This is a genomic window from Xanthomonas melonis, from assembly GCF_020783655.1.
In the GTDB taxonomy this organism is placed as follows: domain Bacteria; phylum Pseudomonadota; class Gammaproteobacteria; order Xanthomonadales; family Xanthomonadaceae; genus Xanthomonas; species Xanthomonas melonis.
The window spans coordinates 86,050-110,414 of record NZ_JAJGQH010000008.1 but is presented as its reverse complement, the minus strand read 5'-3'; the positions used below and the strand labels follow the sequence as shown (position 1 = coordinate 110,414).

Sequence of the window (24,365 nt, the reverse complement as noted above, 5' to 3'; positions counted from 1 at the left end):
ACCGCAGCGCAGGTGGGTGGAAGCCGTGCCACGCTGGCTGGCCGACAAGCAGGCCAAGCGAAGCCTCGGCAAGGACCTACATAACCTGCGCTGGCTCGACTCCCATCTGCGTGAGAAGAAGCTGGGGGAGATCGACTCGGATCTGCTTGCAAAGCTGTTGGTCCTCCGCATGGCCGAGCCGCGCGTCAAGCGCGCTGGCCGCAAGGACGAGCGCACAACCTCCCGTTGCACCGCGGAGAAGATGCTTGCACTGGTGCGTTCCATCCTGCGCGCGGCGCACAGCTGGGGATGGCTCGACCATGTTCCCGCGATGCGTCTGCAGGAGAACGGCAAACCGAAAGAAGACTACCGGTGGCTTACCGTCAAAGAGGCCGAGCGGCTGCACGGCGAATTGGCCGAGCATCTTCGGGCGCCCTACCTATTTGCACTGGCCACTGGCTGGCGCGAGCAAAATGTCTTGCGCCTGGAATGGAGCCGGATCGATCTGCGCCGCAAGGTGGCTTGGGTGGCCGGCACCCAGGTCAAGGCCAAGCGCGCGATCGGCTCGCCACTCAACGATCAAGCAATGGCCGTGCTGGCCACCCAGAAGGGCAAGCACCCGCGCTGGGTGTTTCCGAACGATGAAGGTGAGCCATACGACCGCGGCAACAACCACGGTTTCAAGGCAGCACAGCGTCGTGCACGCATCGCGCCATTGCGTTGGCACGATCTGCGGCACACATGGGCCAGCTGGCACGTGATGGCCGGCACTTCGCTGCGGTCGCTCATGGAGCTGGGCGGATGGCGCTCTTACCAATCGGTCTTGCGCTACGCTCACCTGTCACCGGAACACCTGGCGATCGACGCAGCACGTTTACCGACTTTGGCAACTGGTGCAAAATCGGATCAAATCAACGGGAAGGCTTTGGGGTCAACAGCGCACAGAAGGGGCGAAACGCCTGCGCTGCAATACTTAGAAATGGTGGCCGAGGACGGAATCGAACCGCCGACACGGGGATTTTCAATCCCCTGCTCTACCAACTGAGCTACTCGGCCACTGTCGCAACATGCTGCCTGCGTTGCGAGGACGCGCATCATAGCGAGCAGCCGCACTTTGGGCAAGCGTTGTGACGAAGTTTGTTGTGCGCCCGCCTTCCGCCCCGATTCCTGGGACCGGTTCACGCCGCGTGGCAGGGTCCATGGCCTAGCCTGCGCGCGTCCACCGGAGATCGCCATGCGCCTGCCTCGCCTGCTGTTGTCGTGCCTTGTCCTGTTGCCATCGGCGGCGTTTGCGCAGCAGCCGGTGCGCGCGGTGACGCAGCTGGAGATCTCGCGCTATGCCGGGCAGTGGCATGAAATCGCGCACCTGCCGGTGTCGTTCCAGAAGAAGTGCCGCAGCGACATCACCGCCAGCTACACGCTGCGCGACGATGGGCTGATCGGGGTCCGCAATGGCTGCCGCACCGCCGACGGCACGCTGGCCCAGGCCGACGGAGTGGCGCGTCCGGTCGAAGGCCATCCCGGCCAGTTGCAGGTCCGTTTCGCTCCCGAGTGGCTGAGCTGGTTACCGCTGGTGTGGGCCGATTACTGGGTGATCGCCCTCGACCCGGAATATCAATGGGCGGTGGTCGGCGAGCCGGATCGCAACTACCTGTGGATCCTGTCGCGTTCGCCGCAGATGGAACGCGCCCGGTTCGAGCAGCTCAAGGCGCAGGCCGCGCAGATGGGCTACGACCTGTCACCACTGATCGTGGCCGCACCGCTGCGCTGACTCTCCACGGCCCGCCCGGCGGCCGCGCGGCGATGCCCATACTGCGTAGTATTCTTGGCACCGTCTCATCCGCCAAGGATTCCGCCGCATGCGTCGTGTCTCTCGTCTCCTGATCGTGTCGCTGGCCTGCGGCCTGCTGCTGAGCGCCTGCGGCGGCGCGGTCCGCCGCGTGTCCGAGCCGGCCGCCAGCATCCAGCAGCTCACCGTGCGCGCCGACGGCTCCTGGTCGCTCGACCTGCGCCTGCAGAACTACAGCAGCATCCCGATGCAGTTCGAACGCGTGGCGCTGGACATCTCTGCAGGCGATCAATTGGCCGGCAAGCTCGACCAGACGGTGGGCATCTCGATCGGTCCGGAGACCGCCGATGTGGTGACGGTCAGCGTGCAACCCACCTCGCTGGGCCGGATCACCGTCGCCGACGTGCTCGCCGGCGGCCGCTCGCTGCCGTACACCCTCAAGGGCACGGTATGGGCCAGCCCGCAGGACAAGAAACAACGCGAGTTCGCGGTGCAGTCGCGCAACACGCTCAGCCCGGCCCCCGGCCTCGACGGCGTGCTGCGCTGACGCGCACGCCCTCCCCCCAATCTTCGAAGGATTTCGCATGAGCAGCTACACCGCCCCGCTGACCGAGTTCCGCTTCGCCCTGCACGATGTCCTGGGCGCCGACGCCCTGTTCGCCCGGCTCGGCTATACCGAAGCCAGCGCCGACATCATCGATGCCGTGCTCGAGGAGGCCGGCCGTTTCACCAGCCAGGTGCTGGCACCGCTGAACAGCGTCGGCGACGAGATCGGCTGCGCGTTCGACAAGGGCAGCCATGCGGTGACCACGCCGCCAGGCTTCCGCGCCGCCTACGATCAGTTCGTCGAAGGCGGCTGGAACGGGCTGACCGCAGAGCCGGAGTTCGGTGGCCAGGGCATGCCGCATCTGCTGGGCGTGCCACTGAACGAAATGATCAACTCGGCCAACCTGGCCTGGGGCAATTTCCCGCTGCTCTCGCACGGCGCCACCGAGGCGCTGCGCCAGCATGGCGAGGCCTGGCAACAGCAGGTGTTCCTCAAGCCGCTGATCGATGGCCGCTGGACCGGCACCATGTGCCTGACCGAGCCGCACTGCGGCACCGACCTCGGCCTGCTCAAGACCCGCGCCGAGCCCAACGCGGACGGCAGCTACGCCATCACCGGCACCAAGATCTTCATCACCGCCGGCGAGCACGACCTCACCGACAACATCGTGCATCTGGTGTTGGCCAAGTTGCCCGACGCCCCCGCCGGCGCCAAGGGCATCTCGCTGTTCGTCACCCCCAAGTTCAAGGTGGGCCGCGACGGCGTGGTGGGCGAGCGCAATGCGCTGCATTGCGGTTCGATCGAGCACAAGATGGGCATCAAGGGATCGGTGACCTGCGTGATGAATTTCGAGGGTGCCCAGGGCTACCTGGTCGGTCAGCCGCACAAGGGGCTGCAGGCCATGTTCACGATGATGAACACGGCCCGCCTGAGCGTGGGACTGCAGGGGATCGGCCTGTCCGAGCGCGCCTACCAGAATGCGCTGCGCTATACCCGCGAGCGCCTGCAGTCGCGTGCACTCAGCGGCGCCAAGGCGCCCGACAAGCCGGCCGACCCGATCATCGTGCACCCGGATGTGCGGCGCATGCTGCTGACCATCAAGGCCTTGACCGAAGGCAGCCGCCTGCTGGCACTGCACGCGGCCAGCCTGGTCGACGTGGCCCACCGCGGCGCCAGCGAGCAGGAACGTGCCGACGCAGAAACGCTGGTGAGCTTCCTCACCCCCATCTCCAAGGCCTGCCAGACCGAGTGGTCGATCGAGAACACCTACCACGCACTGCAGTGTTTCGGCGGCCACGGCTATATCCGCGAATACGGCATGGAGCAACTGGCGCGCGATGCCCGCATCACCACCATCTACGAAGGCACCACCGGCATCCAGGCGCTGGACCTGATTGGCCGCAAGACCGCTGCCAGCCAGGCTGCCGGGCTGAAGCTGTTCCTGGCCGAGCTGGACACCTTCGCCAAGGCACAGGAAGGCAATGCCGCGCTGGCCGAGTTCATCAAACCGTTGCGCGACAAGGCCAGCGAGTGGGCCATGCTGACCCGCGACGTGCTCGACCGCGCCGCACGCAACCCCGACGAGCTGGGCGCGGCAAGTTACGACTACCTGTTCTATTCCGGCTATGTGGTGCTGGCCTATTGGTGGGCACGTAGCGTGGCAGCGGCCGATGCCTCCGCGCACGGCGACGACTTCAAGCGCAGCAAGCGCGAGACCGCCCGCTTCTATTTCGCCCGCATCCTGCCGCGCACCCTGACCCACGCGGCCACGATCCGCAGCGGCGCCGCCCCGCTGATGACGCTGGAAGCAGAGCTGTTCGGCGAAGGCTGAATCGCGTCTCGCGGCCGCCGCCGCGGCAGGAGCGGACCTGGCCGCGACGACGCCATACCGATCGGCAAGACGTCGCGGCCGAGAAGTGACCCCACAGTGGCGCCCGGCATCGCCGCTTGGTCGGTCTGCGCTAATCCCCAATAGCCAGACCGCGCCGACGCCCTTCGCAGCGATACACAAACTGTCAACGATCGGGTATAAGCTGTCTTCCCGATGGAGACAGACACGCACGCAGGTGATGTGATCGTCCCCGGAGGCAGCCCTGCTCCGGTCGCGGGCAACGCTGTCGCTGCGATCCGGCAACCTCCTTCCCTGCGTCTGCTTTCGCTCGATGCGCATGGCCGCGTGCTGGACTGGATCAACTGGCAGGATGCGGCCTGTCTCTATGCGCGCGATGCGGTGTCCTGGACGCTGGGCGAGCCCTGCATGCAGATCCACGGTGGCATTTCGCGGCTGACCGGCGAACGCAGCACGCTGGACCTGCACCCCATCATCGCCGCCCGCGGCCATGCGCGTTCGCGCGCGCTGGACCCCACCCCGACCTTGAGCAACACCGCCCTGTTCGCGCGCGACGCGCAATTGTGCATGTATTGCGGCCAGCATTTCAGCCGCCCGCATCTGACCCGCGACCATGTCATGCCGGTCTCCAAGGGCGGGCGCGACAGCTGGGAAAACGTGGTCACCGCCTGCTTCCAGTGCAATTCGCGCAAGGCCAACCGCACCCCGCAGCAGGCGCACATGCCGTTGCTGGCGGTGCCGTACCGGCCAAGCTGGATCGAGCACCTGATCCTGTCCAACCGCAACATCCTGTCCGATCAGATGGCCTTCCTGCGCGCGCAGTTGCCCAAACGCTCCAAACTCTCGCTGTAGGCGCGCGCCCGAACCGGCCGTCAAAACCCGCCGCATCGCTCCGCCTGATCGATTCCGGCAGCCGCCCAAAGCGGCTGCGGCACCACGGTGCCCACTGCGCGATCCGACCACCGGGCCGCTCGCCGATGTGCATGGCAGATCGGCGCGAACAGTGCCGATACGCGCACCCGGCCACCCCGATACCCAACGACCAGGGGGTGCGGCAGATTGCCGCAGGCGTGGGCGATCGTGGCGCAACCCAGCAATGACGGCCCGCGCCGCCATCACCGCACGCCGACAACCGAACCGGTTTGCTTGCCGGGCCTTCGCATGGGGAGGACAATGTGGTTTCAGCAGATTGACACGATGATGATCGACTCCACCCGCTATCCGCGCCTGTCGCGCATCCAGACCCCCGACGACCTGCGCCGCTTCGACGAGGCCGAACTTGCGGCGATCGCCGACGAGCTGCGCGCCTACCTCATCGAATCGGTGGGCAAGAGCGGCGGGCACTTCGCGGCCGGGCTGGGCGTGATCGAACTCACCGTGGCCCTGCACTACCTGTATCAGACCCCGGTCGATCAGCTGGTGTGGGACGTCGGGCATCAGACCTACCCGCACAAGATCCTCACCGGCCGGCGCGACCAGATCCATACAGTCAAGCAGAAGGACGGCGTGGCGCCGTTCCCCAAGCGCGAGGAGAGCATCTACGACACCTTCGGCGTCGGCCATTCGTCGACCTCGATCTCGGCCGCGCTCGGCATGGCGATCGCCGCCCAGCGCACTGGCGACGAGCGCAAGGTGGTGGCGGTGATCGGCGATGGCGCGATGACCGCCGGCATGGTCTACGAGGCGCTCAACCATGCCGGCGGCATGGATCCGGAGCCCAATCTGCTGGTGATCCTCAACGACAACCGCATGTCGATCTCCGAAGCAGTGGGCGGGCTGACCAAGATGCTGGGCCGTGCCAGCGGCAGCCGCACCCTCAACGCCATCCGCGAGGGCGGCAAGAAGATCCTCGGCGACAAGAAGAACAACCCGACGGCGCGCTTCGTGCGGCGCTGGGAAGAACACTGGAAGGGCATGTTCGTGCCGTCCACGCTGTTCGAAGAGATGGGCTTCCACTACACCGGTCCGATCGATGGCCACGACCTGCCCGGTCTGGTCAGCGCGCTCAAGACCCTGAAGACGCTCAAGGGCCCGCAGCTGCTGCACGTCGTCACCACCAAGGGCAAGGGCTACGAGCTGGCCGAAGGCGACCAGATCGGCTACCACGCGGTCGGCCCCTTCGATCCGAGCAAGGGCCTGGTGGCCAAGGCCGGCGCCAGGAAGCCGACCTACACCGATGTGTTCAGCGACTGGGTCTGCGACATGGCGGCCGCCGAACCGGGCCTGCTGGTGATCACGCCGGCGATGCGCGAGGGCTCGGGCCTGGTGCGCTTCAGCAAGGAGTATCCGCAGCGCTACTTCGACGTGGCGATCGCCGAACAGCATGCGGTGACGCTGGCGGCCGGCATGGCGACCCAGGGCGCGAAACCCGTCGTGGCGATCTATTCCACCTTCCTGCAACGCGGCTACGACCAGCTGGTGCACGACGTGGCGGTACAGAAGCTGGATGTGCTGTTCGCGATCGACCGCGGCGGCGTGGTCGGCCCGGATGGCGCCACCCATGCCGGCAATCTCGACCTGAGCTTCCTGCGCTGCGTGCCGCACATGGTGGTGATGGCGCCGGCCGACGAAGCCGAATGCCGCCAGATGCTCAGCACCGGCGTGCAGTACGAAGGCCCGGCCGCGGTGCGCTACCCGCGCGGCACCGGGCCGGGCGTGGCACTGGATGCCTCGCTGACCACCCTGCCGATTGGCAAGGCGCAGCTGCGCCATAGCGGCACGCGCGTGGCCCTGCTCGGCTTCGGCGCGACCGTGGACGCGGCCGAAGCGGTGGGCCGCGAACTCGGCCTGACCGTGGTCAACATGCGCTTCGTCAAACCGTTGGACAAGGCGATGCTGCTGGAGCTCGCCAGCACCCACGACGGCTTCGTCACCATCGAAGACAACGTGGTGGCCGGCGGCGCGGGCTCGGGCGTGTCCGAACTGCTCAATGCCGAGGGCGTGCTGATGCCGATGCTGCACCTGGGCCTGCCGGACAGCTTCCAGCACCACGCCAGCCGCGAAGACCTGCTGGCCGAAGCCGGTATCGACCAGGCCGGCATCCGCGCCGCCGTGCTCAAGCGGTGGCCGCAGTTGATGGCCGACAGCGCGCCGCCCTTGAACGCCGCAGCGGGCTGAGCCTGGGCCGCCCCTGCCGCCAACCGATCATTGGCGGCAGCAGGGAAACCGGCATCCACGCTGCGTGCAGGGGTTTTCGACGACTGATCCGACGGCGCATCCTGATTGACGCGTTGAACCAGGCGCCGCGCGCCTGGAGCCCGACAGCGGCCAGCAGAACGAACGCGCCATCGCCGGGTATGGACGCGGAGCATACGAACGGCTTCTGCCGATTCCGGGCATCGCCCGGCAGCGGCGTAGCGGTCCTGTCAGCTGGTTTCCGCAATCACCGCAGCATGCTGGCACCGCAAACGATGGCCGCTTCAACCCGCCGCATCGCACGCCGAACATCTACGCTGGTAGCGCGCCAGTGTGTTCAAACGCCTCCACCAACGCCGTGACACGCGCACTGGCCTGCAATGCATGCAATTCCGACTGCAGGCGGCGTACGCCCGGGCCCGGCGCGGTAGACGCCAACGCCTCGTGCAGGAGCGCCGGCAGTCCGTCCAGGTCCCGCAGCCACCAGGCCGCGTCGGCGACCTGCAGTCGCGCCGCGTGATCGAACTGGTCGTAGTCCAGTGGATACACGATCGCCGGCAGCCCCGCATCCAGGCAGGCATACAGGATGCCCGCCCCGCCGTGGTGGACCACCAGCGCGTAGCGATGCAGATGCTGCGCGTAATCCACGTATGGCAACCGTCGATAGTTGCCGTCCGCCGGCCGTTGCGGTGCGGCGGTGTCGCCATCGCTGAAGTGGAACACGGTATCGGGAAACTGCGGCGCCAACGCGCGCAGTACCGCATCCATACGCTGTTTGACCCATTGCAGGTGCGTCCCCAATGTCACCAGCACATGCCGCCGTCCGGCGACGAACGGCGGCGCCTCCACCGCCGACGGGGGCGTGCACAACTGCGGCCCGACAAAGCGCAGCACGGCGGGCCAACGCCGTGCGAACTCGAACGACGGCAGCCCCAAGGCCAGGATGCAGTGCGGCGAATACACCGCTTCGCTGCCATCGCTGCGGTACAGCGCCGGCAATCCGCAGGCGCGCATCTGCCGCCGATAGCAGACATGCAGGCTGCGCTTGAAGCCGCGCGTGAGCCGTCGCGCGAGCGCATGCCCGACCCGCTGGCGTGCGGTGGCAGCCGGTAGCAGGCCGCCGAAGTAGGCCGGCGGGCCGTCTGCGGTTTCGATCACGCAGGGTGATGGCATGCTGGTCCACCACGCGATGCCCATCGCCTGCGCGGCCAGGCCGGCGCTGGGCAGGGTGAAGTCGGCGATCACCAGATCCGGCCGTTGCACACGCCAACGCCTCTGCAGCGCATCTCCTACCTGTGCCATCAACCCCAGCGCGTTGTGCAGTTGCCGACGCAGACGCAAGGGGTTGTGTCCCACCGCGTGCGGCGGATTGGCGATGTCCAGCAAGATCCGGTCGGCTTGCGCATCCAGCAGCTCCGCGCCGCGCAGCCCGCAGTCCCGGATCCGCGTCTGCGCCGCCGGCGTGCTGATCACATGCACCTCATGATGTGGCGCAAGCTGGCGGGCGATGGCCAGGATCGGATGCAGGTGCCCGCTGTACGGCGGGGCGATCAGGTCAATGCGCATGCGCCCTGCCCCGCAGCGTCTGCTCGATGTCGGCGACGAAGGCCTGGCAGGCGGACAGCACCGCCGCGTTGCGCAGGTAATCCATATGCCCGCAGGCCGGTGCCAACTGCACCGGCCCGCGAAACAACGCGCGCGATATCCAGTCGCCACGCCCCTGCACGCTGTACAACTGCGCGAAGGTGGCCGGCGCATGGCAGACCGGACCGAACGCGAACACCGCCAGACGCGCACGCAGATCCTGCGGCAGCTGCAGCGCGGTGAGCAGCTGCAGTCCGCAGCTACCGGCCAGCAGCACGGTCATCGGCGCCTGCGCCAGCATTGCCTGCACCCGCAGGCGATCGTCCTGCGGCATGCGCGCGGCGCGCGCGGCCAGGTACTGGCGCGCGTTGGAGACGCTGGCGCGCCACAGCGGAATGCGACGGTGCGACGCCATGCCGGCACGGTACGGGTAATTGCACGCGACCAGCAGCCGGCCATCGCCCTGCAGCCGATGCAGGAAATCGTGTTGCTGCGCGCTCAACGCGCAGCTCGCCGGATCGCTCTGCCCGGTGAGGAAGGCGATCTGCAACGCAGGCGCGTCACTGCGCACGGAAGCGCCCATCGGCCAACACGCGGTAACGCCGGGTGCGCCAGGCGATGCTGCGCACGCAGGCCGCGTGCAGCAGGTGCAGCGGCTGCAGGCATTCGGCCAGCACCGACAGCAGCGGGCGGTGACGCGCCGCGCCGCTGGCGCGCCATTGCACCAGGCACAGCAACAGCGCGCGCAGCAGCAAGGTCGCCAGCCCGCATGCGATGGACCAGCCGCTGGGCTGCACGCAGATGCCAAGCAACACGCTCACCAGCAGCAGCGGCGGCAGCCCTTGCAGCACCGAGATGGCAGCGGCGGCACCGCCGCGTTGACGGCGCAGCAGGAGCACCGCGAACAGCATCCATCGATGCATCTGCCGTACGTAGCTGGGCAGGTCCGGCAAGGCGGTCCGCATCGCCACCGGCGCGACGGATTGCCGGATGCGGCCGCCGCGCTCGCGCACCAGCTCGGCCACCGCCAGATCGTCGGTGAGCTGCTCCAACACCCCGGCAAAACCGCCCCAGGCGCGCAAACACTCGGTGCGCGCGGCGTAGCACATGCCGTTGATGGTCAGCGGCGCGGCGAACGGCAACCAGCCCAGATAGGTGAGCGCAGCGTTGTTGTTGACGAATTGCGCCAGGAGCCGTGCGGCAAAGCGATCGCCGTCGCGGTAGTACGGCAGCGCCGTCACCAGATCGGCGTGCTGCAGGTCGCGCAGCAACTGCGCCAACGCGGGTGCGTCCAGCTGCGCATCGTCGTCCAGGATCAGGCTGATCGGCGCCTGCACCCGTGCAAGCGCATACTCCAGCTTCCATGCCTTCGGGTTGAGCTGTGGGGGCGCGGCGGGTACCTGCATGCGGCTGATGCGCAGTTGCGGATGCATCGTCACCAATGCGTCTGCCACCGCGTTGCCGGCGCGATCGTCGGCATCCAGCAGCCAGAAAAAGTGTGCCTGCGGCAGCGCCTGCAGGTTGGCGGCGAGTACCTGCTGCAGGTGCGCATCGCCGCCAAGAATCGGCTGCAGGATGGCCACCTGCGCCTGCTCGCCCCACCCGGACTGCGCCGGCATCGCGCGCGCGCCACGCATCACCCATAGCGCAGCCGCCGCCTTGGTCAGGAGCAACAGCAGATACAGCGCCGCCACCGCCGACACTAAGCCCATTGCGCCGCCTGCCAGCGGACGAATGCGTCCAACCCCTCCTCCAGGCCGACACTAGGCGTTCCCAGATCGGCCAGCGTGCGCTGCGGGTTGAAAGTCTTGGAGTAAGCGAAGGCGCCCACCCCGAAGCGCGTGATCGGCGGCTCGCCGCGCAGCCGCAGTAGCCGGTACGCACCCTCCACCACGCTGGCCATGCGCAACGCGGTGCCGATGCGCAGCTCGCGTTGCGGCAATGGCAGATGCAGGCGCGCCAGCACGTCCAGCAACAGCTGCTGCAAATCCACCGGCTGCGCATTGGTCAGGTTATAGGACCGCTGCAGCCGTGGCGCGGTGGCGGCGCGGTACAGGTAATCGCACAGCGTATCGATATAGATCAGATCGCCCATCACCGGCTCGGTCTGGCCGACGAAACGCGGCAGCGCGCCCTTGCGGGCCGCGGCAATCACGCGCGGGAACAGCACCGTGTCGCCCGGTCCGAACACCGCACGCGGACGCAGTATCGCGGCCTGGCCCGGATACGCATCGAGCAGGGTTTCGCCCAGATACTTGGTGTGCGCGTAGGTATTGACGAACGCCGGGCCGATCGGACTGTCCTCGTCAAGGTCGTACTGGTGCTGCTCGCGGTAGAACACCGAGCTGGACGAGACGTACAGCAAACGCGGGCAACCATGCCGCATGCAGAAATCGACGACATTGGCGGTGGCCTGCACATTGTGTCGATGGAACTGCGCGCGCGTTCCCCACGGCGAGGCCAGCGCAGCGGCATGGATCACCACATCCGGTCGCCAATCCAACGCAAATGGCTGGCTAAGATCGATGCGGTGATAGTTGGGCAAGTCGCTGGCGCGGCGCCCGATGCCGTGGATTTCCACGCCAGGCGTCGCGTGAAAACGGCGCAGGAAGGCACCGCCGACGAAGCCGGATGCGCCGGTCACGAGAATCCGCAGGCTCATCGCCACTCCGGTTGATAACGGTCCAGACTGGGCTGGCAGTGTGAGGGCAGGATCGCCACCTCCGGGTGCGCCTGCGACAGCTGATGCAACTGGCGCACGGTACGCTGGAACGCCGACCAATCGTGCATCAGCAAACGGGTGGGCCAGGCAGGCCATTGCAAGGTCTGCCAGGTGGCCGACGACCACACGGCATCGGCGCACAGCAGCACCTCGCGATCGTGCTGGTCGCGCAGCCATAGCCCCATCTGGCCAGGCACATGGCCTGGCAACGGGACGGCGAGCACGCTGCCATCCTCGAACAGATCGTAGGCAGCGCCCAGCCCCTGCCAGGCGCCGGTCAATGCGCGCTGCGGTGCCAGCTCGGCGAACTGCAGGCGCCGATCGAAATCCTCCGGCAACAGCTGTGGCAGCAAGGCGCGGCGCAGGCCGCCCAGGCGCGAGCAGCTGCGCATCTGCTGGTAATCCGCACGCAGGCAGATGAAACGTGCATTCGGCACGTCGCGCAGGCCGCCGATATGGTCGGCATGGAAGTGCGAGATCAGGCACCAGGCAATCTCGTCCAGCTGCACGCCACGGCGCGCCAGTTGCGCCTCCAGGGTCTGCTGCGTTGGCAGCGTCACCGGCGTGGCCCAGCGGTACAGACGCTCCGGCCACGGCTCGGTGGCGCGAAAGAAATGCGCCGCATATCCGGTGTCGTAGAGCAGTGCGCCGCGCTGCGGATGCCGGATCAGCACGCTCAAGGCCGGGAACTCGACCGCATGCCAATGTCCATCCGCGCGCACCATGCGTTCGCAATGCCGGCAATGGCCCACCCGCAGCAGTTCGAGGGAAACCCGCGGCATCATCAGTAGCGCAAGACCATGCCGCCGATGGCCAGGCCGGCGCCGGTGCCGAGCAACGCGATCAGCTCGCCACGCTGCAGCTGCCGATCGACCACCGCATGATGCAGGGCGTGCGGCAGCGAAACGGCTACCTGGTTGCCGGTGCCCTGCAGAATGCGCACCACCTGGTCGGCAGGCAGCCCGAGCGTCTGCACGACATGATCCAGTCCGCTCCCGGAGGCCTGATGCGGCACCAGCCAGCGCAGCGCGGTCGGCGCGATCCCCGCCTCGTCCAGCAGCTGCGTCCAGAACGCCGGCAGGTGCCGTGCCGCGAAGCGATAGGCGCCGCGGCCGTCCATCTGGAACACGCGCGACGCCCGGGGCGTGCTTGCATCGGCATGCGGCGCACGGGTGCCACCGCCATCGATGCGGCACAGGTCTGCGCCGCTGCCGTAGCTGGCGAGGCGACTGCACAACAGTGCCGACGTCTCATCGGCGGCGCTGCGCCCTACCACCACAGCCGCAGCGCCATCGCCGAACAATCCGGCGGTGGCCGGTACGGCATCGTCCAGACCGGCCGATGCCACTTCGCTGGAGACGATGAGTACACGCCGATAGCGGCCCAGCGCCAGCGCATCGGCGGCCATCTCCAATGCGACCAGGAAGCTCAGGCAGGTGGCATTGACATCGAATGCGGGGATGCCGGAATCGCCCAGCCCCAGCGCACGCTGGATCAACACCGCCTGACAGGGAATCGGTTGTTCCATCACGGCGCAAGCGGAGATCAGGCAATCGATCTGGCTGCCTTCGAGCCCGGCGTTCGCCAGCGCCTGGTGCGCTGCAGCGGCCCCCATCGACGACGCGGTTTCGCCCTCCCCCACATAGTGACGGGTGAACACGCCCACACGGCTGGCAGTGGTTCCGGCCGGCAATTGCCAACGCGCGTCCAGTTGATGCGAGGTGACTTCCCGCGCCGGGACATGACGTCCGGTGCCCAGGATGCGCAGCGGCAGTGCGTTCAACACGGCGTTCCCATTCGACAAGGCGCGCAGCATACCGTGACTGCAACCACCGTCCTAACCGGTCGGCCCGCGCTCCACCGTCCTGCGCATGCGCCCCGCACCGCGCCACAGCGCCGTCCGGGTGCACCGCCAGCACCTTGCACGGGCTCGGCTCCCGCAACCTGGGCGACGCGCCGGATCAGACGATCAAGGCGCCTCCACCGCATAGCCCAGCGCCTGCAGGCGGGCCAGATAGCCATCGGTTGCGGTCAGCCGACTGATCGGCAGCACCGCGAAGGTGCTGCGATTGCGTTGCAACGCGGTGGTGGCGATGCTCAACCAATGCTCGCGCATGCGCCGCTCCAGATCGTCGATGCCGCGCTTTCTGGCCGCACCGGAACTGGCCATCGCACTCATGCACGCGGCCTGCGGATCTTCGCGCGGCAGCTGGCGCAGCGCCTCGATATCGCCGACCGACCAGGCGTTGGCACGCTCGACCATGGTGGGCAGGTCGCGCTCCACCGTCACCAGGATGCTGCGGAAACACGCGGTGTCGTCCATGCCGCCGGCACGGAATTCCTTGAGCGCCTGGCGTGGATCCTTGACCTTGTAGTCCAGCGCCGTGGGCGTGGGCTTGATGCCCGCACGCTTGGCTGCGCGCTCCACCACCGACCAGATCACCGGCGCGCGGGCCAGGCCGGAACGTTTGATCGCTGCCTGGTACAACTCGCCGGCCGCCAGCATCGGGCGCTTGCGTTCCACGCCGCGATCCCTGCCCAGGTAACGCGCCTTGGCCACGCTCCACCGCGCATACAGGTCGGCCGGCAACACCTCGCTCAGTTCGCGGCCGTCCTCGTTCTTCATCGCCTTCATGGCCGACGGCAACAGGGCCAGCTTTCCGAACAGGCCCAGATCCGCATCGACCTGGACGGTTGGCGCCATCAATACCTGCTGGGACTGCCCAATGATGGTTTCCACCTCGGTCGACCGCCATTGCAACCGCTTGGGCAATGGCGACACCGTGCCGAGAATCCACAGCACATGCTCGCCCTTGCTCACCTTCCATAGCCCGGGTCCGGGCTGCTCGCCACGGACGACCATCGCCTCCAGATCGACCACCGGCGGCATCGCCCCGCCCGCGTGCGGCGGCGTCTCGCTGGCGCTCGCCAGCAACGACGCCAGCATCAAGCCCGCCCCCCATACCGCTGCCCTGTGTCGCATCGCGCATCGCCCCCTGGTTTGAGCGGACATTACGTGAAGCGCAGCATCGTCGCGTTAGGGAAGCGTTCGGTCGCACACTCTCAGCGCGGGACCAGCGTTGCCAGGTGCGCTGCCAGCGGCGACGCCGCATCGAGCAGCGCAAAACCTTCCCAGACGAAACCCGGCGCCACCGTGCACCCCACCAGGGTGAACTCGCCCAGCGGGCGCGCCGCCTGCCAGTGCCCTGCAGGCACGACGTGCATCGGCTGGCCCCGTTCGGCGGCATCCAGGATCACACGCTGCAGCTGTCCACAGATTTCATCGTAGACCAGCAACTCCAGCGCATCGCCCTGCTGCCAGTGCCAGCTTTCGTCCGCGTCCACCCGGTGCCAGGCACTGCATTCGCCGGCACCGAGCAGAAAGCGGATCGCGGTCAGCGCCGGACGCAGCCGACCGTGGTCGTCAACCTGGCGGGCCGAGGTGTACACGCGACGGAAATACCCGCCTTCCGGATGTGGCGACAGTTCGAGCGAACGAATGAGGGCAGCGGCGGTCGGATGCATCGGCGCATGGTAGCGCCAGCCGGCGCGCATCAGGGCAGATGCTTGCCCGCGCGCAGGCAGGTACGGAAGAACACCAGCAGATCCCAGCTGTAACGCTTGAGCAGGCGGCGCGGCTCGTTGAGCAACCGGTACATCCATTCCAGATGCAGCCTGCGCACCCAATCGGGCGCCCGTTTGGCGGTGCCGGAAAGGAAGTCGAGCAACGCCCCGACCCCGAACACCAACGGCACACGCAGCGCGTGGCTATGGTCGAGGATCCAGCGTTCCTGCAGCGGATTGCCGAACGCCACCAGCAAGACGTCTGCGCCGGAGCGGTTGATGCGCTCGGCAAGCCCCTCGCCAGCGGCGGCGAACTCCCCATACCCATCGCAGATGCCGACCACCTGCTGCCCCAGGGTGTCGGTCAAGCTGGCCGCAGCGGTCTTGCCGACGCCGGGCCGGCCGCCCAACAGAAAGAATTTGAGCGGGTGCGCGCTCTGCCGGCACAGATACGGGATCAGGTCGGTGCCATTGAGATTGCCGGCAAAGCGGCGGCCATGGATCAGGCGTGCCGCCAGATCCATGCCGATGCCGTCGTTGACGATACGCACGCTGGGCTCGCGCATGCGCATGCGCAGCCCCTGGCACTGCACCACGAAATTGGTGTTGGCGAAGAACACCCGACGCGGTTGCTGCGCGGCCAGGGCATGGAACAGGTCCAGCGCAAACGCCTCCTGGGTCGTGGACATCACCGCAAAGCCGCCCAGCGGTATCACCACGCCCGCTGGCGCCGCCTGCCCGGCCGCCGTGGTCGTCTCCACATCCATCCCCTGGCTCTGCATCGTCGGATCACCAAAGATCGTAAGGGAACGCCGCCAGCAAACCGGCCTGCAACGCCTGCACGTCGAAGCTGCCGTTGCCGCCCAACTGCAGACACTCTTCCACGCTATTGCCGGAATGCCACTGAGTGCGCCCGGTACCGTAGTAGTAGTCGTCGTACTTGAAGCGGTCTTCGCCGTTACCCCAATCCAGGTACACCGCCGGAATGCCATAGGCCTCGGCGAGGATCAACCCGTGCAGCGAACTGCTGACGACCAGTTCCGCGCCAAGCAACTGGCTCATGAAGGTCGCCGGCTTGACGTTGGGGAACACCAGATGCTCGGCATACGCGCTGTACTTTTCGACCGGCTCGTTGAAATGCGGCACGATGGCCAACGAACGCTTCTGCACCTGGCCCAGCGCCTCGGCCGGGAAGAACATCGGCGTCAGTAATCCGGGATCGCCATAGACCTCCGGCACCGCGATGCCGCGCTCCAACAGGAACTGCCGGGTCTTGGGGCCGCGAACCGCACGTACATCGAGCGTGCTGAAGGCATTGCGCTCGGCCGGGATCTTGCCGTTGATCCCGCTGCCCCACACGGTGTCGCCATCCTTGGCGAAGTGCAGCACCGAGCCGATCGCGATCAGCTTCCTGCTCAGATCACGCTTTTCGAGCAACGTCTTGTCCTGCAGCGACAACACGCAGGACACGATCACCTTGGACAGGTGGTCTCCCATATTCACGCCCGCGTTTTTCGGCTGCCACCAGAACAATGCACGGCGCTCGGCATGTTCTACCCATTTCTGCAGCAAAGCGTTGGCCATTACAAAGGGTCTCCTGAAACGAAAGATAAGGTGCGCCGCATCAGTGCGAAAGCGCAGCCTCCGTGGAAGCATGCGTAGCCGATCCGGCCTGCTGCGGGTACAAACGCGTCTCCGGATACGCGGCCGGGTCCAGCACGCGGTCGGTGGTATCGGCCCAGTTCAAGCACTGGCGGTAACGCACGTGCGGCGCCTCCAATGCCTGTCTCAGCGCAGCGACGATCGAATCGGCATCGCCCGGGGTATAGCCAAAGCGCGACTGATACGGCCCGACCACCGCATTCGGGCACACCGCAGGTAATCCGAAGAAGTCGTACTGCAACAGCTTCATCGAGCTGTCGGCCAGGTACGCCGGCACCTGTTCGGAGGCATAAGGCGCGATACCGAAGCGGGCGTGCTTGATGTAACCGATGGTCTCGGCGTGCTTCATTTCGCCATACACCACCACGTTGTCGCCGTAGCCGGGATGGCGCCCCATGCCGGAGCCGATGACGTGGAAGGTGACCTGCGGAAACGCCTTGCTGGCGACCACGAAGAACTCCGGATCGAACAACATCGAACCAACCGCAACGGCGTGAATGCCATCGCCGTACGGCGATGGATCACCCAGCTGATCCAGGTTGTGATCCACCCCATGACCGACGTGATAGACGTTGTCGCGGCTCGCCACCTCCTCGGCCATTGCCGGGGACACCAGCGCGATCACATCCAGCGTCGGCGCCATCCGGTCGAACTCGCGTTCGATATAGGACGCCACATTGATCGTACTCAGGCCATCGGAAGCGCGATACACCAACTTGGCCGACGGGTTGACGCGCTTGGCCAAGGCGATGAAAGCCACCGCAATGCCGCTCTCGAACACGATCACGTCGGCCTCGCGCATCCAATCCAGCAGCTGACGCGGGGGATGCGCCGCATACCAGCGAAACATCGCGTCCTCGGCCGCACGCAGCCAGCTCCGCCGTGTATTGAACGGATGCACCGTGGTGCGCCAGAGATAGCAGTCGACGCCTTTGTGCGTCACCACGCGATTGGCTGTCTCGTCCAACGGTAGACGCATATCCCCCTTCATGCGCGACAGTCTGCTGTAACGCAGCGAAAAAAAACGCGTCGTACCGCGCAATGCGAGTTGATCGGTGATGAAGTGGATGTTGGCGCGGCGCGGCGTGCGGTAATCGTGTGCGGACAAGACCAGATAGCAGGGCCGGCGAATGCCGGAAGCGGCGGCGGGTGTGTCGCTCATGGGCCGTGTCCTATGAATGAGTGAGAGGGAGCATGCATCACTGCTGGCGAAGGCGATGTCGATCTCATCGGTGTGCCTTGGCCTGGGACAACAGTTTGCGAATGTTGAGGATGGAGATCACGTCGCGGCGGAACGCTGGCCAGATGCCCAATGCCAACAGGCACGCGGCGGCCATGACCGCCGCGCCGACGGACAACTGCTGCCACAACGGGCCGCCAACGGAGATCGAGGCGTAGTAGGCGCAGGTGCCAGCCAGGCCATAGGCCACCATCGCGCGGACCGCATTGACGAACAATGCGCCTACCGGCGTGTCGGAGATCCGGCCCACCCAGATCAGCGACAGCGGCCAGGTCACCAGCAGCCCGAACGAATACCCCACCGCCACGCCCATCGCGCCCCAGCGCGAGCCGAGGAAGATGCAGCCGATCAATACCAGGCGGCTGACCAGCGAGAACAGCAACTGCTGCCGCATCAGGCCGCGGGCAAGAAACACCCAGTAAGTGGCGTACGACGCGGTCTGGAAGATCCCGCCCAGGGTCAGCACCTGGAACAGCGGCACCGCCTCGCGCCATTGCTCGCCCAATACCAGCACGATCAACGGCATCGCCAACGCACAGGCGAAGGCAAACATGGCGAAGATCAGGTGCACCATCACCGTCTGACCGCGCAGCAGGAACGCACCGAAACGCTCGCGATCGTCCTGAAGCTGCGACAGCACCGGCAAGGCCACGCTCGTCGCCGGCGCATTGATCTGGTTCAAGGGCATCATCAACAGTTGGAACGCGCGGTTGTACAGGCCCAGCGCATCCGGTCCTGCACGCCAACCGATGATCACCTGCCCGACGTTACGGCTGGCATATCCCAACAACTGCGCGGCCATCAGGTTCCATCCGAAGCTCATGAAGTCGCGCATCGGCGCGGAACGCTGATAGCGACCCGGCAACCAGCGCGCGCAGCCCGCAGCGATCACCAGGTTGACCGCTGCCTGCACCACCTGCTGCACCACCAGTGCCCAGTATCCCCACCCCAGCAACGCGGCAGCCACCGCGGCCGCCAGGCCCAGGACCTGCGAACCCACGTCGCTCAGGGCCACCTGTCCGAAGCGCAGCCCGCGACTCAGGTGCGCGCGGTACTGCGTGGTCATGCCGTTGATCAGGAACGTCACGGCCAGCGCCTGCGAGATCGTGACGAGCGCCGGCTCCTTGTAGAAGTTGGCGATCAGCTGCGCCGACGCGAAGACGCCGACCGACAGCAGCAGCCCGATGCCGCTGTTGATCCAGAACAGGTTGTCGCGCTGCGCACGACTGACCTGTTTGGCTTGCACCGCTGCGGCGGACAGGCCGAAATCGCGCAGGATCTCCGCAGCCCCGACGATCGCCGTGACCATCGCCATCAAGCCATAGTCGTATGGCGTCAACAGGCGCGCCAACAGGATGATGCCGCCGAACTGCACCACCATCTTGACCGACTGGCCCAGCATCGTCACCGCCGCACCTCCGGCGGCACGCGAGCCCAGGCTCCGCTGCGGCGGCGCGGGAGGCGGCGTCGTGGGGGTGTCCGCGGTCACGGCGCAACGTCTCCATCCTTGCCCAGCGCTTCCAGATAGGTGCAGTAATGCAGTTGCCCGATCCGCGGCCAATCGCGCTGCGACAGATCCGGCGCAGCGCCACGCGGCGCGGCACGCACCCGATCCAGGATGCCGCCCAGCAAGCTCGCGTCGAATTCGTCCTCGTACAGGAACACCCAGCCCGGCCCCACTTCCTCGGCGATGGCGGCGTTCGACTCGCTCCATGGCGCCAACACCGGCCGCGCCAGCGACAGCGCCAACAACAGGGTTCCGGAGTTGTGCATCTGCCGATACGGCAACACCACCAGCTCGGCCTCGCTCACTTCGTGCGCCAGCACCGGCTCTTCCACATAAGCGAGCAATGCACCGATGCGCCGATCCTGCACGCAGGCCTGTTCGACCAGGCTGCGCATGTGCGGTGTGGCGGGGTTGCCCACGATGCGCAGACTCAACCGCGGATCGTCCACCTGGCGCATCACCTCCAGCAGCGTCTCCACCCCCTTGTACGGGCGAATCAGACCGAAATGCAGCAACCGCCCGGGCACGGTGGTGCCCTGCGCCATCGTGGCGAACCAGTCGCGGTAATGGCCATGCAGAATGGTGTCGGTAAACGGCGGTCGCGGCGGCGTGGTCGCATTGATGCGGATCCAGCGCCGGGTCAGCCGATCGATCCAGCCCAGCAAGGCGCGTTCGCGCCAACCGCGATCCTCGTGCGGCGCCAGATTGTGCAAGGTGCGTACGATCGGCGTACCGGTGAGCTGCAACTTGAGCAGCAACAGGGCCGCACAGACCTGCTTGGCCAGGGTGCCTGCCGCACTGGGATGCCGCAGCAGATACTCCGGCCAATGCAGATGCAGCACGTCATAGCGCGACAGCAAGGCATCGCGCATCGAGAAGAAGCGCAGCTGCACCGCATCCGGCAGCGCCGCGTAGAGCTGGGTCAGGTAAGGATTGGTATTGGCGTTGGGCTTCTCGGTGGAGAACAGCACGGTGAGATGCGGCGCCTGCGCCACTGCCCTCTTCGCCGTCGATGCAGGCTCGCTCATCGCCGCGTCTCCTGCGGACGCGGCGTGCCCAGCGCAGCGTGATACTCCTCCACGTAGCGCCCCACCACGTGTTTCCAGTCGTACCGGCTCACATACGCCATCGAGGCAGCGCGGCGCGTGGCGAAGTCGATGTCCGCTGCCAGCGCCAGCGCCTGCACTTGATCGGCGGCCGCCTCGATCCGCTCGCGATTGACCACCACACCCTGCCCCGATTCCGTGGCCAGGCGCACGAACGGTGGAATGTCGCTCAGGATCGGAATCAGGCCAGCGCTCATCGCCTCGACCGCAGCGATACCGAAGCCCTCGTGCCGCGACAGGCAAACGAAGAACTGTGCCTGCTGCATCAGCGCACGCAACTGCTCCTGCGACGGCGACATGCTCAATTGCACCTTGTCCTGCAGACCGCGCTCGGCAATCGCCTTGCGCAGATCCGTCTCGTTCAGATCGTATTCGCGGCCGGCAACGATCAGGCGCCACTGCGAGTCGCGTGCAAGCGCGGCCTGCAACAGCTCCAGGGTTTCGATCAGTCCCTTGTTCACCGACCAGCGACCGAAATACAGCATGGTCCGCCCGGGAGCCGACGCGCCCTGCCCGGCATATTTCTCCACGTCCACGCCGTTCTCGATCACCCGCAGACGGGACGGCGCCACGACCTTGGCGAACAGATCGCCATCGTTCTCGCTGGTCGCAATCACCCGCGCGTACGCGAGAGCCGAGGCACGGGTCAGGGTCTGGAACCAGAGCTGCTTCAGGCGCGATGCGTAGGCGGTATGGAAGAACCCGCCATGGGTGGAGACCACCATCGGCTTGCCGTGCAGCGGCTTGGTCAGTGCGAGGTAGTCGTAGAAGAAGTCGATGCCGTGCAGGTGCACCAGATCGGCGGAACCGATGGCGCTCAACACCGAAGGCGCCAGTGGATACCGCGACGAACCACGGTAGCCGATCCGCCGAATCGGCAGGCCCTGGTGGACGTCCTGCGACGCGAGCCGTGCCCCTGGATCGGTGAAGACCCGATCCAGGGTGACGATTTCCACCGCATCGGCACTGATGGCCCGATGCTGCCGAGCCACGTTGAGGACGACCTCCTCCATACCTCCGATCGAAGGATGGAATTGGCGGACGACATGCACCACTTTCATTGACACCACTCTCCTGTGCCAGCGGCGCACGCGCCACCGCAGCTGATGATCCCGGAACCCGTCATCGACCCTTCAACCCCAACATCCAGGGCACCACCCGCACCAGCACTGCACGCATCGGCGCCGCGGCAGCGATCGCCACCGCGCTCAACGGCGCGGCCCTCATGCTGCAGCGCCAGTCATGCCGCCACCGCACGCGCACCCAAGGTCCACGGCGCGAAACGCATCAGTATCCAGCGCATGGGCACGCACGCGGCCAGCGCGAACAGGGTGACGAACACCGCCCAACCCAGGCCGGGACGCGCCCCGCCAAACCCGCCTGCCAGCGCGGCCACGCCCGACAGTACGAAGAACACCAGCATGTGCGTGCACAGGATCAGCAGCGTATTGCGGCCGATCCACTGGATCCAGGACCAACTCTGCACCAACCGCGCCGCGCAGATCACCATCAACGAGCCCAGCACCGCGCTGAGCAGGAACAGCCCATGTGCGTGCCCGAACTGCAGCATATTGACGTCGATGCGGCCGTTGCGCTGCGACAGCCACACAAGCACCGAGGCCAGCAGCACCGTCACCAGCGCGCTTGCCGGCAGTGTCCTGGGCAGATGCGGCGATACGTGGACCAGCAAGGCGCCCAGCGCATAGAAGCACAGCGACACCGGTAGTACATCCAGGCCGAAGAAAAGCCGCATGCCCTGGCCCGGGAACCAGTGCATCCATCCCCATGCCAGCGGCAGCGCCAGCAGCGCGATCGCCACCGGCGGCAACAGGCGGCGCAACAGCAGGTAGGCGATCGCCGTCACCAGCATCACCGGCAGGAACCACAGCGGCGGCTGCACGTACAGGTCCGGGCCGATGCCGGTGAACAGCGATACGATCGGCTCCCACCACGGATGGCTGCCCCAACGCGCGGCTTTCTCGCCGATGTTCCGGGTCAACAGCCAGTACGCATAACCCAACAGATAAAACGTCGCGTAGGGAAGCAACAGGCTGCGCGCCTGCTTTGCGATGGTCTGCGCCAGATTGGTCGTGCGCGAAGCATAACCGGCCGCCAACCACCCTGACACCAGGAAGAACAGCGGCACATGGAAACTGTAGGCGAACAAGGTCATGCCGTGCGGCACGCCCTTGGCATGGCAGAACACCACCAACAGGATCGCAATCGCCTTGGCGGCATCGATGCGCGGATCACGTGCACGCCCGCCGCCGGTCGCCTGCAGCTCGGCTGGGCGTGTACCGCCCGCAGCGGAGGCGACGCTGCTCATCGCACCGCTCCGGCGGGCATCGGTGTCCCGGCGTGCGCGTGATTCGCATCGTCCCCGCTCGGCACAGAGGCGACGGTCGCAGCGGACCAGGTCGGGCGCAGATGCCATAGACAACCGCATACGAACCACCACAGTGCCGAAGTCTTGATCGAGAAGTAGCCGTTGGAAACCAACAGACTCAGCGAAAACGCGAAGATGGCCAGGTTCTTGAACTGCTGCCCTTCCTTGCTCGGCATCAGCAGCAGGAACGAATACGACAACAGGAAGGCCAGCACCCCAATGATGGATTGCGATGCGATGAAGTACGAAATCCCGCTATCGAAGTAGCGATACGCCTGCGCGAAGTCCAGCCCCAACCACGAATTGAACGACAGATTGTTCATCGAATTGACGGTGAAGAACACCCGTCCCATGGTGGTGTCCTGGTATGCCGTGATGCCGGTGACCCAGACCAGCAACCACGCGCTCATGATCACCAGCAAGAACAGCAGGAACGCCAATCGCTGGTCCAGACGTTTCAACAGTGGCGCCAGCAGCACCATCAACACGCATGTACCGGCGGCCAGTCGCCCGTCTGAAGCGACAATCATGAAGCCGATCAAGCCAACCGACAGGAGCAGCGCCGCCGGACGCATCCAACGCCAGAACACCAGCACGATGGCAGTGAAGAAACAGATGTAGTTGCCCATGGTCACCGGCTCGATGAACATCGAGGAGGCGCGCGGAAGATTGGAACCCGGCAGGAAGTTCCGCTCACCAGGGCGTGTCGCGCTGACGAACAGATTGCTGTCCTCGTTCCAGAATCCCTCTGCGGCCATGCCACGCGCATTGACGAAGAAGCTCTTCGGATTGACCAGGTCGCCGTATGCGATGGGCATCGCCAGCTCGAACGCGGCGACCAGCGACACGATGATGGTCATGCGGATGAACAACTTGGGCAGCGAACCGGTGTAGGCAGACCCGAGCACCACGAACGCGAACACCACCAGTGCGTCGCGGAAGAATTTCGGATCGATCTGCCAGTTCACCAGGAACCGGACGAACATCAGCAATACCACCAGTCCCAGCCCGCTGATGATCAGCGCCAGACGCTTGCGGCTGAGCGAGCCCAGACCGAGCAGGAAGCAGGCGCCGTAGACGAGGAATTCGACCGCATAGGTGATCACCGGTCTGACGGTGAACACATTGGCGTTGATCAGTGCCAATACCAGGTTGTAGCCCACGCCCACCAGCAACGTCAGCTCGATCAACGCGTTGTGCCAGCGCACACGCGTCTGCTCGTCCATCCGGATCAACATGCGGCCGCCTGCGGAAATGCGGCGGCTGTCACGCAGCCGCCGCAGACGCCGGACGCG

Annotated in this window: 21 protein-coding genes, 1 tRNA gene and 1 pseudogene; 6 read left to right on the top strand and 17 right to left on the bottom strand. The window is 66.3% G+C overall.

Translation table 11 applies throughout. From position 1 onward, the window contains the following. Window positions 1–169 precede the first annotated feature (169 nt). Window positions 170–817, top strand: a pseudogene (locus LL964_RS20150) (tyrosine-type recombinase/integrase); the annotation flags it as partial. Window positions 818–959: 142 nt separating this feature from the next. Here LL964_RS20150 and LL964_RS09660 read toward each other — a convergent pair. Next, window positions 960–1,035, bottom strand: a tRNA-Phe gene (locus LL964_RS09660). Between the two features lie 178 nt (window positions 1,036–1,213). Here LL964_RS09660 and LL964_RS09655 point away from each other — a divergent pair. The 5 genes from LL964_RS09655 to dxs all read left to right on the top strand — a co-directional run bounded on the left by LL964_RS09655 (window position 1,214) and on the right by dxs (window position 7,281). After that, entirely contained in the window at window positions 1,214–1,750 is a 537-nt protein-coding gene (locus LL964_RS09655; RefSeq protein ID WP_104587545.1) for a lipocalin family protein, read from the top strand. A gap of 88 nt (window positions 1,751–1,838) precedes the next feature. Beyond that, window positions 1,839–2,315 carry an LEA/WHy family protein gene (locus LL964_RS09650; RefSeq protein WP_104587546.1) on the top strand — a complete coding sequence of 159 codons (477 nt, stop codon included), beginning with the start codon at window positions 1,839–1,841 and terminating at the stop codon, window positions 2,313–2,315. 37 nt (window positions 2,316–2,352) lie between these two features. Beyond that, entirely contained in the window at window positions 2,353–4,146 is a 1,794-nt protein-coding gene (locus LL964_RS09645; RefSeq protein ID WP_104587547.1) for an acyl-CoA dehydrogenase C-terminal domain-containing protein, read from the top strand. A 213-nt stretch (window positions 4,147–4,359) separates the two neighbouring features. Further along, window positions 4,360–5,016, top strand: a complete 657-nt coding sequence (locus tag LL964_RS09640; protein WP_104587548.1) for an HNH endonuclease — start codon at window positions 4,360–4,362, stop codon at window positions 5,014–5,016. 348 nt (window positions 5,017–5,364) lie between these two features. After that, window positions 5,365–7,281 carry a 1-deoxy-D-xylulose-5-phosphate synthase gene (gene dxs / locus LL964_RS09635; RefSeq protein WP_104587645.1) on the top strand — a complete coding sequence of 639 codons (1,917 nt, stop codon included), beginning with the start codon at window positions 5,365–5,367 and terminating at the stop codon, window positions 7,279–7,281. Between the two features lie 330 nt (window positions 7,282–7,611). On the opposite strand, the gene LL964_RS09630 is transcribed toward dxs, so the two are convergent. The 16 genes from LL964_RS09630 to LL964_RS09555 all read right to left on the bottom strand — a co-directional run bounded on the left by LL964_RS09630 (window position 7,612) and on the right by LL964_RS09555 (window position 24,296). Beyond that, window positions 7,612–8,865, bottom strand: coding sequence for a glycosyltransferase (locus LL964_RS09630; RefSeq protein WP_104587549.1), 1,254 nt, complete (start codon window positions 8,863–8,865; stop codon window positions 7,612–7,614). Then, the gene (locus LL964_RS09625) at window positions 8,855–9,466 is read right to left on the bottom strand and encodes a hypothetical protein (RefSeq protein ID WP_104587550.1); all 612 of its coding nucleotides are present in this window, start codon (window positions 9,464–9,466) and stop codon (window positions 8,855–8,857) included. The genes LL964_RS09630 and LL964_RS09625 overlap by 11 nt, the downstream gene beginning before the upstream one ends. Continuing rightward, window positions 9,444–10,595, bottom strand: a complete 1,152-nt coding sequence (locus LL964_RS09620) for a glycosyltransferase (protein WP_104587551.1) — start codon at window positions 10,593–10,595, stop codon at window positions 9,444–9,446. Before LL964_RS09620 ends, LL964_RS09625 begins: the two co-directional genes overlap by 23 nt. Next, window positions 10,586–11,545, bottom strand: a complete 960-nt coding sequence (locus LL964_RS09615; protein ID WP_104587552.1) for an NAD-dependent epimerase/dehydratase family protein — start codon at window positions 11,543–11,545, stop codon at window positions 10,586–10,588. Before LL964_RS09615 ends, LL964_RS09620 begins: the two co-directional genes overlap by 10 nt. Further along, a complete protein-coding gene (locus LL964_RS09610; protein ID WP_104587553.1) occupies window positions 11,542–12,390 on the bottom strand; it encodes an MBL fold metallo-hydrolase in 849 nt (282 codons plus the stop codon). Before LL964_RS09610 ends, LL964_RS09615 begins: the two co-directional genes overlap by 4 nt. After that, the gene (locus LL964_RS09605; RefSeq protein WP_167395332.1) at window positions 12,390–13,421 is read right to left on the bottom strand and encodes a 3-oxoacyl-[acyl-carrier-protein] synthase III C-terminal domain-containing protein; all 1,032 of its coding nucleotides are present in this window, start codon (window positions 13,419–13,421) and stop codon (window positions 12,390–12,392) included. The genes LL964_RS09610 and LL964_RS09605 overlap by 1 nt, the downstream gene beginning before the upstream one ends. A gap of 153 nt (window positions 13,422–13,574) precedes the next feature. Further along, window positions 13,575–14,588, bottom strand: coding sequence for a TraB/GumN family protein (locus LL964_RS09600; RefSeq protein WP_104587554.1), 1,014 nt, complete (start codon window positions 14,586–14,588; stop codon window positions 13,575–13,577). An 80-nt stretch (window positions 14,589–14,668) separates the two neighbouring features. Next, window positions 14,669–15,130 carry a cupin domain-containing protein gene (locus tag LL964_RS09595; RefSeq protein ID WP_104587647.1) on the bottom strand — a complete coding sequence of 154 codons (462 nt, stop codon included), beginning with the start codon at window positions 15,128–15,130 and terminating at the stop codon, window positions 14,669–14,671. A gap of 29 nt (window positions 15,131–15,159) precedes the next feature. Then, complete coding sequence (locus LL964_RS09590; protein ID WP_104587555.1) at window positions 15,160–15,951, bottom strand: WecB/TagA/CpsF family glycosyltransferase; 792 nt, start codon at window positions 15,949–15,951, stop codon at window positions 15,160–15,162. Window positions 15,952–15,958: 7 nt separating this feature from the next. Further along, window positions 15,959–16,753, bottom strand: a complete 795-nt coding sequence (locus LL964_RS09585) for a polysaccharide pyruvyl transferase family protein (protein ID WP_104587556.1) — start codon at window positions 16,751–16,753, stop codon at window positions 15,959–15,961. A 40-nt stretch (window positions 16,754–16,793) separates the two neighbouring features. Continuing rightward, complete coding sequence (locus LL964_RS09580; RefSeq protein ID WP_104587557.1) at window positions 16,794–17,993, bottom strand: GumK N-terminal domain-containing glycosyltransferase; 1,200 nt, start codon at window positions 17,991–17,993, stop codon at window positions 16,794–16,796. A 64-nt stretch (window positions 17,994–18,057) separates the two neighbouring features. After that, complete coding sequence (locus LL964_RS09575; RefSeq protein WP_104587558.1) at window positions 18,058–19,560, bottom strand: lipopolysaccharide biosynthesis protein; 1,503 nt, start codon at window positions 19,558–19,560, stop codon at window positions 18,058–18,060. After that, complete coding sequence (locus LL964_RS09570; RefSeq protein WP_104587559.1) at window positions 19,557–20,606, bottom strand: glycosyltransferase; 1,050 nt, start codon at window positions 20,604–20,606, stop codon at window positions 19,557–19,559. The genes LL964_RS09575 and LL964_RS09570 overlap by 4 nt, the downstream gene beginning before the upstream one ends. Next, complete coding sequence (locus LL964_RS09565; protein ID WP_104587560.1) at window positions 20,603–21,745, bottom strand: glycosyltransferase family 4 protein; 1,143 nt, start codon at window positions 21,743–21,745, stop codon at window positions 20,603–20,605. The genes LL964_RS09570 and LL964_RS09565 overlap by 4 nt, the downstream gene beginning before the upstream one ends. A gap of 179 nt (window positions 21,746–21,924) precedes the next feature. Then, the gene (locus LL964_RS09560) at window positions 21,925–23,010 is read right to left on the bottom strand and encodes an acyltransferase family protein (protein WP_104587561.1); all 1,086 of its coding nucleotides are present in this window, start codon (window positions 23,008–23,010) and stop codon (window positions 21,925–21,927) included. Beyond that, window positions 23,007–24,296 (bottom strand): polysaccharide biosynthesis protein GumE, encoded by a 1,290-nt coding sequence (locus tag LL964_RS09555; protein WP_167395340.1) that lies wholly within the window; start codon window positions 24,294–24,296, stop codon window positions 23,007–23,009. The genes LL964_RS09560 and LL964_RS09555 overlap by 4 nt, the downstream gene beginning before the upstream one ends. Window positions 24,297–24,365 lie beyond the last annotated feature (69 nt).